Genomic DNA, 14,881 nt, shown 5'->3' with positions numbered 1-14,881 from the left:
AAAAGCCAAAGGCATTTGTTCAAATTTTTTACGAGCTTTTCGGAGACTACTTCTATTTTGCTAACACTCCGACCTACTCATTGATGAATAACATTGCCACTAATTGACATTGAGGGCTTCCCACCAACTTGCAATGCTTGTTCATCTACTGGAAGCAACCCCGAAAGTGCATATTCTTTTTTCTGCAAAATCAAGCAGTAAAACCCTGCAGGGAAAGGCCAGAGCATTTTGCCAATTTCATTAAAAAATTCAAGCTTATGAAGATATTTCTCTTTAGAAACAGGCGGTATGTAATAAAAACTATGATGTAGATATTGGCTATATCCTAGGTTGAGTAATATTCGCTTAACAGTAAAAGATGATGTTAAATGCTTTACTGCATGTCCTAAATATTCAATATTGCCCCATTTTACAGAAGCCCCCCAAAAGCTCCATGGGTTTATACCAAAAAAAATAACATACCCAGAGGGCTTTAAAATTCTATCGATTTCAACAATAAGGTTTTTATCAGTTGTAAGCACTTCAAAAGTAAATGGAGCAATCAAACAATCGAGACTATTTTTTTCGAAAGGTAATGACTGAATCGAAGACAATAAAGAGGTCCGATGAATATTGAGGTATGGTGTAGTAATCCATTTACAATAAAAATGCAATGATTTTAACCAGATATTATCGCCACAGTTTCCAAGTTGAAGTAGCGACTTTCCATAGATGTATTGTTGGTGCTTTGTTAATTCTTTTGCAAAAGCATGCGCAACACGCTCGCCTTGAGATGTCTCAAACCAATCGTCCAATGAGCGGTATTGCTTTGATAATGCATCAGTCGCCAATTTTAATAAGTCCTCTACGATAAAAATCCATTTCTCTACCTTTCTTACTGCTTTTAATCATCGACATGATCTTTTTAAACAGCATGAAATACCAATATTTCACACAAACACTGTACTATAATTTAAATGAGCAAAAAACATATTTAACGGTATACTAACGATTCTAGAGATAATATGGAATATCGATCTCATATCAGGTAGACCTTACCAGCACTGAATTGTTGAAATGGGAACCGTTCTTTATTGACCTCGTAGATAGCTATAAAAATCGACAGCCTATGCAGCAGTTGTCATTTTTGTCTATAGTTATCATATATTTTGAGCAAATAGCATATTATGGCAGTTACTGAACACACTCATTTAAACGTAATTGGTTCCCTTCTTGTCCAGGAAAGATTACTCGATCGTGACAAAGCGCTGGACTATCAGAGGCTTGCCACTGAAAATAAGATTAGTTTTCAAAAATACTTAATTGATAACGACGTATTAACAGGGAAAGAAATCGCTTTATCCCTCGCTAATAATTTTGGTATCCCTTTGCTCGATTTAGACTGCATTGATATTGAGTCTCTCCCGACCGATCTTGTCAGCAATAAACTCATTCGACGACACGGCATAATCCCTGTTTTTACACGCGGGAAACAGCTTTATCTAGCTATTGATGATCCCAGTAAAAATGCCTCATTAAAAGAAATCCAATTCCATACGGGTTTGCATTCTATGCCGCTTGTTGTTGAGACGGATAAATTAGATGATTTTATTGACCAATTGCTTAACGAGCAGGAATCACAAGGCTTAGCCAGCTATTTTGATGAAACCCAAGAGATTGAGGGACTTGAGATAACCACTGAAGAAGATGAAGATGAAGGCGATGAGACAGCACTTTCTCGAGAAGATGCCCCCATTGTAAAATTTGTTAATCGCATCTTAGTAGAAGCCATCAAAAAAGGTGCTTCTGATATTCATTTTGAACCTTATGAACGAACCTATCGCATACGCTACCGGCAAGATGGGATTTTGAATGAGGTGACTTCACCACCCGTGAGCTTATCTACACGTATCGCCGCCCGGATAAAAGTCATGTCGAATCTCGATATTTCTGAACGCCGAGTTCCGCAAGATGGTCGCTTTAAAATGAAATTGTCTGCAAAAAAAGCCATTGATTTTCGGGTAAGCACTTGTCCCACCGTGGGTGGTGAAAAAGTTGTCATGAGGATACTTGACCCAGGGGCTGCAAAAATTGGCATTGAAGCGTTAGGATTTAGTCCAGTCCAACGCGATCACTTTTTAGAAGCCATAAGTCACCCTCAGGGTATGATTCTAGTTACAGGGCCAACTGGAAGTGGTAAAACCGTTACCTTGTATACGGCATTAAATCTTCTGAATGTACCTGAAAAAAATATATCAACAGCTGAAGATCCGGTGGAAATTAAAGTTCCAGGTATTAACCAGGTGAATATTCACCCTAAAGCTGGTCTTACCTTTTCAAGTACCTTGCGTTCCTTTTTACGACAAGATCCTGACATTATCATGGTCGGTGAGATTCGCGATTTGGAAACGGCAGAAATTGCTGTAAAAGCGGCACAAACTGGTCATTTAGTTCTATCTACTTTACATACTAACAGCGCATCTGAAACATTGACGCGATTAGTCAATATGGGTATCCCCTCCTACAATATTGCCAGTTCAGTCAGTCTCATCATCGCGCAACGATTAATCCGACGCTTATGTGAACAATGCAAAGTACTCCATGATGACATCACAGAAAAAAGCTTAATTGAACTTGGTTTTTCCGAAGAAAATATTAAAGACATCAAAGTTTATAAAGCGGTAGGCTGCGCGCAGTGCAATAATGGCTATAAAGGCAGAATTGGCTTATTTGAGGTGATGCCTATGTCAAAAAACTTAGGTCGTTTAATTATGGAAGGAGGAAATTCCCTAGATATTCTAAAGCTCGCACAGTCTGAAGGAATGTTAACCATTCATCAGTCTGGGCTTTTGAAAATAAAAGAGGGAATTACAACCATTGAAGAAGTTAACCGCGTAACAGTAGATTAATATGGCAAAAACAACCAACGCAACTGTCAGTTTTACTTGGGAAGGAGTAAATCAGTCCGGAGAAAAAATCAACGGAACGATTGAGGCTCAAAGTATAGCTATCGCTAAAGTTGAACTCCGTAAGCAAGGGGTGATTACACGAAAAATCGTAAAAAAACGTGCACCATTATTCGGAAAACGAAGCAAAAAGATAAAAGCAGCAGATATCACGGTATTTAGCCGACAAATGGCCACCATGATTGAAGCAGGGATCCCTCTAGTGCAAGCCTTTGAAATTGTTGCACGCGGTCAGGCAAACCCTCGTATGAAAAAACTCATTGAGGATATTAAAGCGGACGTAGAATCTGGTACAACACTCGCCGAGGCCTTTAAAAAATATCCTGAACACTTTAATGAACTCTTTTGTAATTTGGTTGACGCAGGCGAACAATCTGGCTCATTGGATACCATGTTGGATAAGGTGGCGACCTATAAAGAAAAGATAGAAACGATTAAAAAGAAAATCAAAAAAGCGCTCACCTACCCCATGGCTATTATGGTAGTTGCTTTTGTGGTTACAGCAGGATTACTTATCTTTGTCGTTCCACAGTTTGAGTCTTTATTTGAGGGGTTTGGTGCTGATTTACCTGCTGTGACACGTGGGGTCATTACGCTTTCAGAGTTTTTTCAAGCCTATTGGTATATCATTTTTGGTGCCGTTGGGCTAGGAGTATATGGATTCACTTACTCAATGAAGCACTCAGAAACATTTGCGCATAATGTCGATCGCTTATTATTGAAGTTTCCAATTATCGGTACCATCATAGAAAAAGCCTCTATAGCACGATTTGCCCGAACACTTTCAATTACATTTGCTGCAGGACTTCCTTTAGTTGATGCATTAAAATCTGTTTCTGGTGCAACGGGAAATTACCTGTTCGCGAAGGCCACCGAAGATATCCGAGAAGAGGTTTCAAATGGTCAGCAACTACAAGTAGCAATGGAAAATACAACCATGTTTCCGAATATGGTTGTACAAATGGTTGCGATTGGGGAAGAGTCAGGAGCGTTAGAACAGATGCTCAAAAAAGTCGCTGACTTTTATGAGGAAGAAGTAGATAACGCGGTTGACTCACTAAGTAGTTTATTAGAGCCCTTAATCATGGCAATATTGGGAGTCTTAGTCGGTGGCTTAGTCGTTGCGATGTATTTACCCATCTTTAAACTTGGAACGGTGGTATAACCTAATGAATGAATTCATTTTACTTTACCCTATTACGTTTACGGTTTTGTTTGGAATTTTTTGTTTATGTGTAGGCAGTCTGCTGAATGTATTTATTCATCGCCTCCCTCGCATGATGATAGCCAGCTGGACTGAAGAGTGTCGAAGTTTTTTAGAATTACCTGAACAACCCACTGAAAAAATTAATCTTTTTACTCCCCGCTCTCACTGTCCTGAATGTAAAACCCCTATACCCGCTTGGCATAACATCCCTATCTTAAGCTATTGTGTTTTAAAAGGTCGGAGTCATTGTTGCAAAAAAAGGATTTCACTCCGATATCCTTTTGTGGAGGGGCTTTGCTTAGTTCTCTCTTTATTCGCCGCCTGGCATTTTGGTTACACTCTACCTTTAGTATTTGCTTTATTATTTATTTGGATCCTCATTGTTATTGCCTTTATAGACTTACAACACCAACTTATCCCTGACTCATTAAGTTTAAGTCTATTGTGGCTGGGACTTATTGCGAATACACAATCCTTATTTACCGCTCTTCCAAGTGCAGTGTTTGGTGCCGTCATAGGCTATGTTAGCTTATGGTCATTAATCCAGATCTATTATTTACTAACTGGGAAAGTTGGCATGGGGCATGGTGATTTTAAATTATTAGCTGCTTTTGGGGCTTGGTTTGGATGGACCATTCTGCCTTTTATTGTTCTCTTTTCTTCCTTGATAGGTTCTATAATTGGCCTAATTTATCTCAGATTTATCGGCAAGTCGCATGATACCCCCCTCCCATTTGGGCCTCATCTTTGTTTAGCAGGGTTTATTGCATTGTTTTATGGTTCAAACATTATTCAGTGGTATATCAGATTTTACCAATAATCCTAAATTCGGCAGTTGACTCGTTGCGAGAGCAGCTAATGTGCTGAATTTAGGATCATTCCAAACCGAGCAGCAATTCCTGCTCAGCATGAAATGTATCCCGTTTAATATTTTATGGACCAGGATTGTTTCTATGGAAAAATTATTGCTTATTCCGCATTTGCGTCAGCTGTGAAAAAAACTCCGGCTTATTCAATCCCATCGCTGCAAATATTTGCGGCACTCGATCCCAACTTTTTTCTTGGTCGATGCTGTCGACGACCAGCTCAAAGCCATGTTTTTTATCCTGCTCTACACCCCAACCATTAATGTAGCATAAACCATGCATCCGCTTTGCTCGAATATGGCCTAAATTCTCGGAAGCTTTGATGTAGGCTAAGGCTTCTTCATATAAAGTCTTCATACGGCGTTCATTACTAGGACTTGTAAAAACCTCACCTTTTTGAAGGCTTTCACGAAATTTACCTTCCTCAAGCAATTCTTTACCTAAAATATATTGCGCTTCTGCATCCTCTATAGAAGCAGCGGCACGATAGCATTCTAAAGCCATTTCACGAGCAAAAGGCCATTTTTTTCGCCCTTGCTTGCGCATAAAGATAGCCGCCAAGGTATAATATATACCGATTTCCTTTTTTAAGGCTTCATCACTCGGTTGATTATGAACCCTACTTTGTTGCATCGATTTAGCCTTTTTTATCAATCGTTTTACTTTAAAGCGTTTAAAAAACGACATCGTTGCTCCTGTTGTTAGCGTGGAGGAATAGGAGGAATATACAGCAGCCATTCAATTACCTCTACAGCAATAATGACTAGAATAAGAATAATAACAATTTTAATTAAAATGTTTCTTGTTCGGAGTAAATCTCTTCGTAAAACCATTCTTTTATCAAGCTCGCTTTGATCTCTTGCTTCGCTATAATATTGTTTATCAATCCGATTTGAAATCAAGTAGACGAAAAACGCAGCCAATATCCCTGGGATAAAAAAAGCCAAAAAAACAATGACAGAAGCTAAATAAGCACCTATATCAAAGGAGCGTTCTAAATCTTCTCGCCAAATAAATAACGAACCAGGAACATCATAAACCCAGCCAAATATCAGATGCGGCAAAACATAAATGCTAAACCCGATGAGAACCATCGCCAGGAGCAATAATATTATTCCAACGACAAATAAAGCTTTATTTTCCTTGTAACGTTCTCTATCCATAAGAAATAATCAACAATTTTCAAAAACTTAGATACTTAGATTGAACATAGCAGATCGTACAAGAATTGCCAATATTTCATGATAGGAATATAATGAGTTTGTTTACGCGTCTTAAAAATTAAAGACTCTTATATCATCTAAAGATTAACTTTTTTACTCCCTCGAATTAAGGTCTTCTACACACGATGAAACGCCAAGTTTATATGGTTTCAGATGGAACAGGCATTACTGCAGAATCCTTAGGCAATAGTTTGCTAACCCAATTTGAAACGGTCACCTTTGAAAAGCAAACCATTCCCTATATTGATTGTGTGGATAAAGCAGAACAAGTGCGAAAAAAGTTGGATCAGGATTTCGAAGAAACGGGTGTAAAGTCAATCGTCTTTTTAACGTCTGTAAATCCAGAAGTGAGCCAAATCTTAAATAAAGCCAATGCCTGTATTTTAGATTTATTCAATACCTTTTTGTCGCCCTTAGAGCTCGAATTGAATATCAAGTCTTCATACACGGTCGGTCGAACCCACGGCGTTTCGAATCCACAATCCTACTATCAACGAATTGAAGCGGTTAATTATGCATTAGCCCATGACGATGGAGTTAAAGTAAAAGAATACGATAAAGCAGATATTATTTTAATTGGTGTATCACGATGCGGGAAAACGCCAAGCTGTTTATATATGGCATTGCAGTTTGGCATTCTTGCAGCAAATTACCCTTTAACCGATGAAGAATTACAAGAGCTTAAACTCCCCAGCACGCTAAAACCCTTTAAATCAAAATTGTTTGGGTTATCTATTGATCCAGTTCGCCTTCATCAAATTCGTTCTGAACGTCGTCCTGATAGCCAATATGCATCAATGGAACAATGTCGGGTGGAAATTGCTGAAGTGGAAGAAATGTATAAGCAAGAAAAAATTCCTTTCTTAAATTCAACCCGTTATTCAATCGAAGAGATTTCGACTAAAATTATGGCTTCAGCAGGTATCAAACGAAAGTTATAACGATCAATCAACAGGTTTTTTTATGAAAAATTATCGATTCCATAATGAAGAATACGACTCTGAATTCGAAGATGATGGGGAACAGTTTAGACCTCAACGCAATAATGGAAAAATTACTTACTTAGGCGAAGGAACTTATGATAATGCAAGAGTGTTTACTAGCGAACAAGGAAACAGGGTAGTTTCTTTACAACCTAAAGAGACCGATGATTCGTTAAGCGTGCGGCAAGCAAGAAGAAAGCATGCATTTTTTCAAGCACTCTATCCTGATAAGAGAGTAGAATTATTCACTAACAGCAATAACCCCCTTGATTACCGTTTAGTTTTACCCAAACTTCCTGGAGTTGAGTTAACAAACGTCTTAACTCCAAACATAATCAAAAATTCATTGAATACAAGATTTGATATAGCGATTTCTTTACTTAGAGCCATTCAAGAGGTTCATCGTAAAGGACTTGTTATTGTTGATTTATCGGAAAAAAATATTCTTTACCATAGCGGAGTATTTTATCCGATTGATGGTGGCCTATCAGCCAATATTAATCGACCTCTTAACCCGAATGTATTTATCTTGGAATCTGAAAGCGATATCCTAAACTCTAGAAAAAGGTTTTATCATATTGCGCCTGAATGTTGGTCAACCCGTGCTGTATGCGCTGCTCCTTCAATGGATATTTTTTCGGTAGAAAGGATTTTAAGAAAAATTTTTGTTCATGTTGAAAACGACCAATTGTCACATATGCTCTCCCAATGCCGCGGTCCTGCTGTTACAAGACCTTCACTTGAAGAGATGATTACTACCTTGGAAACCATTAAGAAGGAAAAACAAAAAGAAGCGGAAAACGACGGAATTTTATCTAAAATAATAAGCAGGTTATTCTGGTCATCAGGAAAAAATGATCCTTCGCCCGATACTGAAAGAAAACCTAGACATGATTACTTTGGAGCGGTTACAAAACCTTAAGCAAATCGAGCAATCTCTTGATTCATCCACGCGCCTGGCTTTGACCGCTTTTTACTTGAGCTATTTAAGTATTCGCCGATGATCAATAAAGGCATCTTATGTTAGGCTTCTAATGATAATTATAACTTTTGAAATTTGGTGAGTAACGTGCTGGGCTTTTTCAGCCCAGCCTTCTACATTAGTTGCTATCAAGGAGGGGTTGTACCAGGGTAAACGCATCTAATAACATTAAATAAAATAAAAATGTCTCCGTTCCGCGCTTTATGGGCGGAATCCTGCTCCGAACTTCATTCAAGATCGACTGGATGCCCTGCATAAAGCAGGGCAAGTAGGCAAAAAAAATGATAAAAAATTAGATGCATTTGCCCTGAGAGTCGCACGAGAACCATCGCAAAATCAGAACGACCGGGGGTATATTAAGGACAAAAATTAAGAAAATTTATTTTCTTTTTCTGTCCAAAGAGACATAAAGTCATCAACCGTGGTGTTCGCTAGTTTGTTATAATCTGTCATAAGCTCAAAAATTTGCTCTGTTTTTTCTTCATTAAAGTAGCTATTTAAGTTTTGCTTAAATTTATCTTTAAGAACGGGTATTCCTTCTTCCCGTCTACGACGATGTCCAATAGGGTATTCCACGGTGACTAAATCGCTTTCAGTGCCGTCTTTAAAGATAATTTTAATGCTATTGGCTATGGAGCGTTTTTCAGGATTGTGATAATCCTTCGAAAACTGTTCATTCTCTTCGACTACCATTTTCTCGCGAAGCTCATCAATACGCGGATCCGAGGCAACTTCATCTTCATAATCTTGAGCTTTTAAATCACCTTTTAGCAAGGCAACAGCAACCATATATTGTAAACAATGATCTCGGTCAGCTGGGTTATAAAGTTTCCCTTTTTTACTGATGATTCGAATGGCAGATTCGTGCGTGATAAGTTCAATACGCTGAATTTCATCTAACCGATCATTTACCAAAGGATGCAGTTCTACAGCACATTCTACCGCGGTTTGAGCATGAAACTCAGCGGGATACGAAAGTTTGAATAAAATATTTTCCATAACATAACTGCCATAAGGTCTTTGAAATTCAAACTCCTTTCCTGAAAACAAAGCATCATAAAAGCCCCAGGTTGGTGCAGTCAATGCACTGGGATAGCCCATCTCTCCAGCTTGGGAAATTAAAGCTAAACGTACTGCCCTAGCGGTCGCGTCACCTGCAGCCCAAGATTTTCTGGAACCGGCATTCGGAGCATGACGATAGGTTCTTAAGCTTTGTCCATCAACAAATACTTGCGAGACGGTTCGTCTAATCATGTCTTTGTCGCCCCCAAGCATTTTTGATACTACAGCCGCTGTCGCTAGTTTTACTAACACCACATGATCTAAGCCTTCTTTATTAAAGCTGTTTTCCAAAGCCATACAGCCCTGAATCTCATGTGCTTTGATCATGGCCGTCAGAACATCATTTATCGATAAGGATTTTTCCTTATTTCGGCTTACATAATCTGCAACAGATAAGATCCCTCCGAGGTTATCTGAAGGATGCCCCCACTCGGCTGCAAGCCAGGTATCGTTATAATCTAGCCATCGAACCATTGTGCCAATATTAAATGCTCCTTGCACGGGATCTAACTCATAATTGGTTCCTGGGACTCTAACCCCCCGGGGTAATAGCGCGCCTGGCACAACGGGTCCAAGAAGTTTGGTGCAAGCAGGAAAATTTAGTGCTAAAATTCCACACCCTAACGTATCCATTAAGCAATAGCGGGCTGTATCGTAAGCTTCCTCACTTGAAATATTTTTTTCATCAACATAATCAGCGATGTCTTTAATCACCTGATCATAATCTGGTTTGATGTTTTCTTCAGCCTGTGAACTCATGATTAATCCCTCTTTTCAATCGATACGTAAGACCGTTCTTCTGGACCAACGTATTCAGCAGTGGGTCTGATAAGTTTATTATCTTTTCGTTGTTCAAAGACATGTGCCGACCAACCAGTAATCCTGGACATGACAAAAATCGGGGTAAAGAGTGATGTTGGTATATCGCAATAATGATAAGCAGACGCGCTATAAAAATCCAAGTTAGGGAACAGCCCTTTTTCGCGACGCATAACCTCTTCAATACGCTCTGAAATGTTATAGAGAGTCATGTCATTTTTTTCTTTAGACAATATTTTTGACCATTGTTTGATAATATCAGAACGGGGATCGCAATCCTTGTAAACCCTGTGCCCAAACCCCATTATTTTTTCTTTATTATCAAGCATTTCCAATAATTTTTCTTCAGCTTCCTCCGCATCATCGAACTGCTCAATCAACTCCATTGCCGCTTCATTAGCACCACCATGTAATGGACCACGTAGTGTGCCAATTGCTGAAGTAATGGCTGAATAAAAGTCAGATAAAGTCGATGCCGTGACTCTTGCTGCAAAGGTAGAGGCATTAAACTCATGCTCGGCATAGAGAATAAGCGAAACATTCATCATGTCTTTCTGAACTTGTTCAGGTGCGTATCCGTGTAACAACGTTAGAAAATGCCCGCCTAAAGTGGGTTCATCACTTTCTCCGGTAATTTGTTTGCCTTCAAAGTGGTATAAGTACCAATAGCACAGCATCCCAGGGAAAATTGCTAACAATCGGTCAGCAACATCGTATTGTTCTGAAAAATCAAGCTCAGGCTCTAATGTTCCTAAAAAAGAGCAACCTGTTCGTAGCACATCCATTGGGTGCGTGCTTTTAGGAATTAACCTTAATACAGTTTTTAAGTCCTGAGGAAGATAACGCAGCCGAATAAGTTTATTTACATAGTCCTTTAATTGCTCTTTAGTAGGCAATTCACCATGAATGAGTAAATGGGCAACTTCTTCAAATGAAGCGTTTTCAGATAAATCTTCAATGGAATAACCACGATAATTTAATCCTACCCCTTCTTTTCCAACCGTCGCAATTGCAGATTGACCAGCAGTTACATCAGCCAAACCACCTGATTTATTCGCCATCCTTCTCTCCCATAAACTGATCAAGTTTTCGTTCGTAATCCTGATATTTAAGAACCTGGTATAACTCATTGCGTGTTTGCATTGATTCGAGCTTATCTTTCTGAGTTCCTTTCTCGATAATAGAACGATAAACATTTAAAGCCGCTTTAGACATCGCTCGAAATGCACTTAAGGGATATAAGATCAATTGAACCCCTGCATCGTTTAACTCTTCTTTTGTAAATAATGGCGTTTTTCCAAATTCGGTTATATTTGCCAAAATTGGAGCCTTGATGTGCGATGTAAAACTTCGATACTCATCCAGTGTAGTCAATGCTTCAGGAAAAATCATATCCGCACCTAGCTCAATATAATATTCAGCCCGTTCAATTGCGCCTTGTAACCCTTCTTTTGCAAAGGCATCCGTTCTTGCCATGATGATAAAGTTAGGATCAATACGAGCATCTACAGCGGCTTTAATTCGATCGCCCATTTCCTGCTTAGAGACAATTTCTTTGTTCGGACGATGCCCACAGCGCTTAGCGATCACTTGATCTTCTAGGTGAACCGCTGCCGCACCCGCTCGCTCCATTTGTTTAATTGTTCTTGCGATATTAAATATATGCCCCCAGCCCGTATCGATATCCACTAAAAGCGGTAATTTGCTCGCAGAAGTGATACGACGTACATCTTCTAACACTTCTGAAAGCCCAGTTATACCTAGATCTGGTAAACCATAAGATGCGTTGGCAACGCCTGCACCGGATAAATAAATTGCTTTACCACCGGCCACTTCGGCTAGCATTGCTGCGTAAGCATTTACAGTACCTAATAATTGTACAGGTGATTCTTCTTTTACTAATGCCCTAAGCTTTTTCCCCATTGAGTCTAACATTAACACTCCTTAAAGCAATAAACTTCCTTTAAAATACCAACGGCAATACCCTGCGATATTTACTCGATCTTCGAGCACTTCACAAAATAGCTCTCCTTTTCGAACACCGCCTTGAATCCCTCGTAACGCCTTTTTATTCAACTGCTCTGACCAATAAGGGGCAATAACGCAATGTGCAGATCCTGTGACTGGATCTTCAAGAATATTATGTTTGGGATAAAAACAGCGAGAATAAAAATCAGAATCACTCCCTCTTGACGTAAGAATTAATCCGCGCTTGGGAAGAGCTGCTAACGCCTGAAAATTAATCGTTGCTTTAAGGACTTCTTTTTCACTGGGCAAAACAACCATATAGTCCAGTTCACTCACGAATGAGTGGTTTAGAGAAACGTTCACCACGTTTTCTAAACTAGAAACATCGCCAAGAGGATGAAACGATAAACGAGGAAACTCCATCACCAATAAATTTTCTTTTTTGCGAACATAAAGTGGGCCGCTTAAACTTGAAAATTTGATTGGGTTATTTTTGCATTGATCTAACTCAAACAGCAGAAATCCTGCTGCAAGGGTTGCATGACCGCATAAATTAATTTCCCCTTTTGGGGTAAACCATCGAATTTGGTACCCATCAGCCTCTTCTAGAATAAATGCCGTTTCAGACAAGTTATTTTCAACCGCAATGGCTTGTAATAATTCATCATTAAGCCATTCTGTTAAGAGACATACAGCAGCAGGGTTTCCATGAAATACTTTATCGGTAAATGCATCGATTTGATAGATGTCAATATTGTGCACAGATACTCCCTTATCCCGTGTGAGACACGAAGATTAGCATTTTAGTATTAAATAGCAAAGTTCCTTTCTAATTTTTTCTTTAAAAATCGTGACGGGCAGATGGAGTTAATGAGATATCTTGGCAAAATTGAAGGTTCGTGGTTAATGACGCCTGCAAGCCATTCTGTACAGAGTGGAATCGTAGTTAACCCGCGCGACCCAAATCCAGCAAGTATATAAAGCCCAGGATAGCTAGGTGAAGATGTTGCGATCCATCGTTTAGAATTCGTTGTAAAACCTGAATAACAAGACTCGAAGGCTGACTTTTGTGCAACTTGACCAACCAGTGGCAAATAATCTGGAGTACTCGCTCGAACGCCAGCCCAGTTTGACACCACTTGTTGATTCCATTCACTGTGAACGGGCAACTGGTTAAGTGCAGTTAAATTGGTCTCATCATCGTCTGAAAAAGTCATTGTATTATCCATACCCAGATGATAGGTTGCGCCAAAATGATGATGCCCCTTATAAGCAGGCAGCACATGTCCATTGCCACATAAGGGAAGTCTTAGTAACGCGCTTTCAGAGGACTCTGGAATCAATGACATTTGTCCACGTATTGGTTTTAAAGGAAGATAGTTCGTTTGGTTAAATTGATTGGCTTTACATCCTGTCGCGATAATTAGGATTTCTGCTCGATGCTCATTAACTTGCCAGTGCTGACCATTCTCTTCAATTTGGTTCACCACACACCCTCCATGCCAGCTTATACGCTCATGCAGAATGAGATGAGAACATAACTTTCGGGAGTTAATCCAACCAGCCTGAGGAATATAGAGTGCAGTTGAATGAATAGGGATACCAGCTTGCTCTGTAGCTTCATCGGAATTTAAAAGAATGCCCAATCCAGGATAAGCGCTTATCCATTCGTTCAAACTTATTAGATAATCTAGTGCTTTATCAGAATCAGCAAGCTGTAAGATCCCGTTTAATTCCCCAATTGGATGTTGTTTTAGAATCGTCTGGTAGGTTCTAATCGCATGCTGGAAGGCAGCCAGCATAAAATCGGTCATTGGCGCACTAAACGAAGAGAAATTAGGAAAAAGCACGGCTTGTTCATTTCCAGAAGCCCCTTGCCCTGGTTCTTTTTGCTCATCTATGACCGTCACAAACCAGCCTCGATTTGCAAGCTTTCGCGCCATGAAACAACCTGCAAGGCCACCACCAAGAATGATGGCTCGGCGGTCATTAACCTTGTTCATAACTGGAAAAGCCCAAGGGGTATTTCTTTTTTTTCTAGAATGAGTGCCTCCTTGATAGGTTGCGGATAACATTTCACGCTTACGACCAAACCCTCGTTTTTTGGTAAGGATAAAGCCCGCTTGTATTAAACTTTGCTTCACAATACTCGCCACAGAAAACGTAGCAAGTGTTGTTGACTTATCAGATAATAATCCAAGTATGGTCATCAGTTCGCTAGCCCACATAGAAGGATTTTTTGCTGGAGCAAATCCATCCAAAAACCAGGCATCAATCGCTTTGGTACGTAACATAGGTTCTAACATTGCATCGCCAGAAGTTAATAATTGCTCCCAACAATCCAATGCTTCACCAAACATTAAGGTTAGTTTTACCCGTCCATTTTCAAATTGAAGCGTATGAAAACCTGGGGTTAAACTAGGATATTGCTCAATGAGCTCTTTAGATTGCATCTGAAGTGTGGGCCATAATGCTAAGCACCGACTTAAATCCTCTTTTCTCAAAGGATGTTTCTCACAAGAAATAAAATGCAAAGAGGCATTTTCTGGTGCGTGAAGCTTCCATAAAGACCAACTTAACAGAAAATTTAGTCCACTACCAAAACCCGTTTCACCAATCACAAAGCACGATTCTGAACGATCATTCGGCATCGATTTCCAACGCTCGATGAGATGATTTCCAGCAATAAAGACATGATTAGACTCCGCTAAGCCATTCTCATGCGAAAAATAAATGTCATCATAATCAATAGCGAAAGGAATGCCATCTCTCCAAGTAATTTTGGCAGGTTTAATGGGTATAAAGCGTTTACTCACAACCAATTAC

At 39.5% G+C, this 14,881-nt stretch carries 13 protein-coding genes; 5 read left to right on the top strand and 8 right to left on the bottom strand.

Translation table 11 applies throughout. The features are described 5' to 3' along the window. Positions 1–77 precede the first annotated feature (77 nt). On the bottom strand, positions 78–830 hold the full coding sequence (locus E1O41_RS00505; protein WP_165481051.1) for a methyltransferase domain-containing protein: 753 nt from the start codon (positions 828–830) through the stop codon (positions 78–80). Positions 831–1,163: 333 nt separating this feature from the next. Here E1O41_RS00505 and pilB point away from each other — a divergent pair, with 333 nt between their 5' ends. From pilB to E1O41_RS00490, 3 genes are read left to right on the top strand one after another with little or no spacing between them, the layout of a single operon-like run. Continuing rightward, positions 1,164–2,888 carry a type IV-A pilus assembly ATPase PilB gene (pilB, locus tag E1O41_RS00500; protein ID WP_373288383.1) on the top strand — a complete coding sequence of 575 codons (1,725 nt, stop codon included), beginning with the start codon at positions 1,164–1,166 and terminating at the stop codon, positions 2,886–2,888. Between the two features lies 1 nt (position 2,889). Further along, positions 2,890–4,110, top strand: a complete 1,221-nt coding sequence (locus E1O41_RS00495) for a type II secretion system F family protein (RefSeq protein WP_131775349.1) — start codon at positions 2,890–2,892, stop codon at positions 4,108–4,110. A 4-nt stretch (positions 4,111–4,114) separates the two neighbouring features. Further along, positions 4,115–4,972: a prepilin peptidase gene (locus E1O41_RS00490; protein ID WP_131775348.1), complete on the top strand. Its 858-nt coding sequence runs from the start codon at positions 4,115–4,117 to the stop codon at positions 4,970–4,972. Between the two features lie 142 nt (positions 4,973–5,114). On the opposite strand, the gene E1O41_RS00485 is transcribed toward E1O41_RS00490, so the two are convergent. Together E1O41_RS00485 and E1O41_RS00480 are read right to left on the bottom strand one after the other, a co-directional pair. Continuing rightward, positions 5,115–5,705, bottom strand: a complete 591-nt coding sequence (locus E1O41_RS00485) for an SEL1-like repeat protein (protein ID WP_131775673.1) — start codon at positions 5,703–5,705, stop codon at positions 5,115–5,117. Between the two features lie 14 nt (positions 5,706–5,719). After that, positions 5,720–6,181: a hypothetical protein gene (locus E1O41_RS00480; protein WP_131775347.1), complete on the bottom strand. Its 462-nt coding sequence runs from the start codon at positions 6,179–6,181 to the stop codon at positions 5,720–5,722. A gap of 185 nt (positions 6,182–6,366) precedes the next feature. On the opposite strand from E1O41_RS00480, the gene ppsR reads away from it, so the two are divergent. After that, positions 6,367–7,182, top strand: a complete 816-nt coding sequence (ppsR, locus tag E1O41_RS00475; RefSeq protein ID WP_131775346.1) for a posphoenolpyruvate synthetase regulatory kinase/phosphorylase PpsR — start codon at positions 6,367–6,369, stop codon at positions 7,180–7,182. A gap of 22 nt (positions 7,183–7,204) precedes the next feature. Then, entirely contained in the window at positions 7,205–8,146 is a 942-nt protein-coding gene (locus E1O41_RS00470; RefSeq protein ID WP_131775345.1) for a BUD32 family EKC/KEOPS complex subunit, read from the top strand. Between the two features lie 429 nt (positions 8,147–8,575). On the opposite strand, the gene E1O41_RS00465 is transcribed toward E1O41_RS00470, so the two are convergent. The 5 genes from E1O41_RS00465 to mnmC are packed head-to-tail and all read right to left on the bottom strand — an operon-like array spanning position 8,576 to position 14,871. Beyond that, positions 8,576–10,027: a bifunctional 2-methylcitrate dehydratase/aconitate hydratase gene (locus E1O41_RS00465; RefSeq protein WP_131775344.1), complete on the bottom strand. Its 1,452-nt coding sequence runs from the start codon at positions 10,025–10,027 to the stop codon at positions 8,576–8,578. 2 nt (positions 10,028–10,029) lie between these two features. Next, positions 10,030–11,148 (bottom strand): bifunctional 2-methylcitrate synthase/citrate synthase, encoded by a 1,119-nt coding sequence (gene prpC / locus E1O41_RS00460; protein WP_131775343.1) that lies wholly within the window; start codon positions 11,146–11,148, stop codon positions 10,030–10,032. Beyond that, complete coding sequence (gene prpB / locus E1O41_RS00455) at positions 11,138–12,022, bottom strand: methylisocitrate lyase (protein ID WP_131775342.1); 885 nt, start codon at positions 12,020–12,022, stop codon at positions 11,138–11,140. Before prpB ends, prpC begins: the two co-directional genes overlap by 11 nt. 9 nt (positions 12,023–12,031) lie before the next feature. Beyond that, entirely contained in the window at positions 12,032–12,817 is a 786-nt protein-coding gene (locus E1O41_RS00450; protein WP_131775341.1) for a PhzF family phenazine biosynthesis protein, read from the bottom strand. A gap of 47 nt (positions 12,818–12,864) precedes the next feature. Beyond that, positions 12,865–14,871, bottom strand: coding sequence for a bifunctional tRNA (5-methylaminomethyl-2-thiouridine)(34)-methyltransferase MnmC2/FAD-dependent 5-carboxymethylaminomethyl-2-thiouridine(34) oxidoreductase MnmC1 (gene mnmC / locus E1O41_RS00445; protein WP_131775340.1), 2,007 nt, complete (start codon positions 14,869–14,871; stop codon positions 12,865–12,867). Positions 14,872–14,881 lie beyond the last annotated feature (10 nt).

The organism is Legionella impletisoli, from assembly GCF_900639875.1.
Taxonomy (GTDB): Bacteria; Pseudomonadota; Gammaproteobacteria; order Legionellales; family Legionellaceae; genus Legionella_A; species Legionella_A impletisoli.
This window is presented reverse-complemented; position numbering and strand designations above follow the sequence as displayed.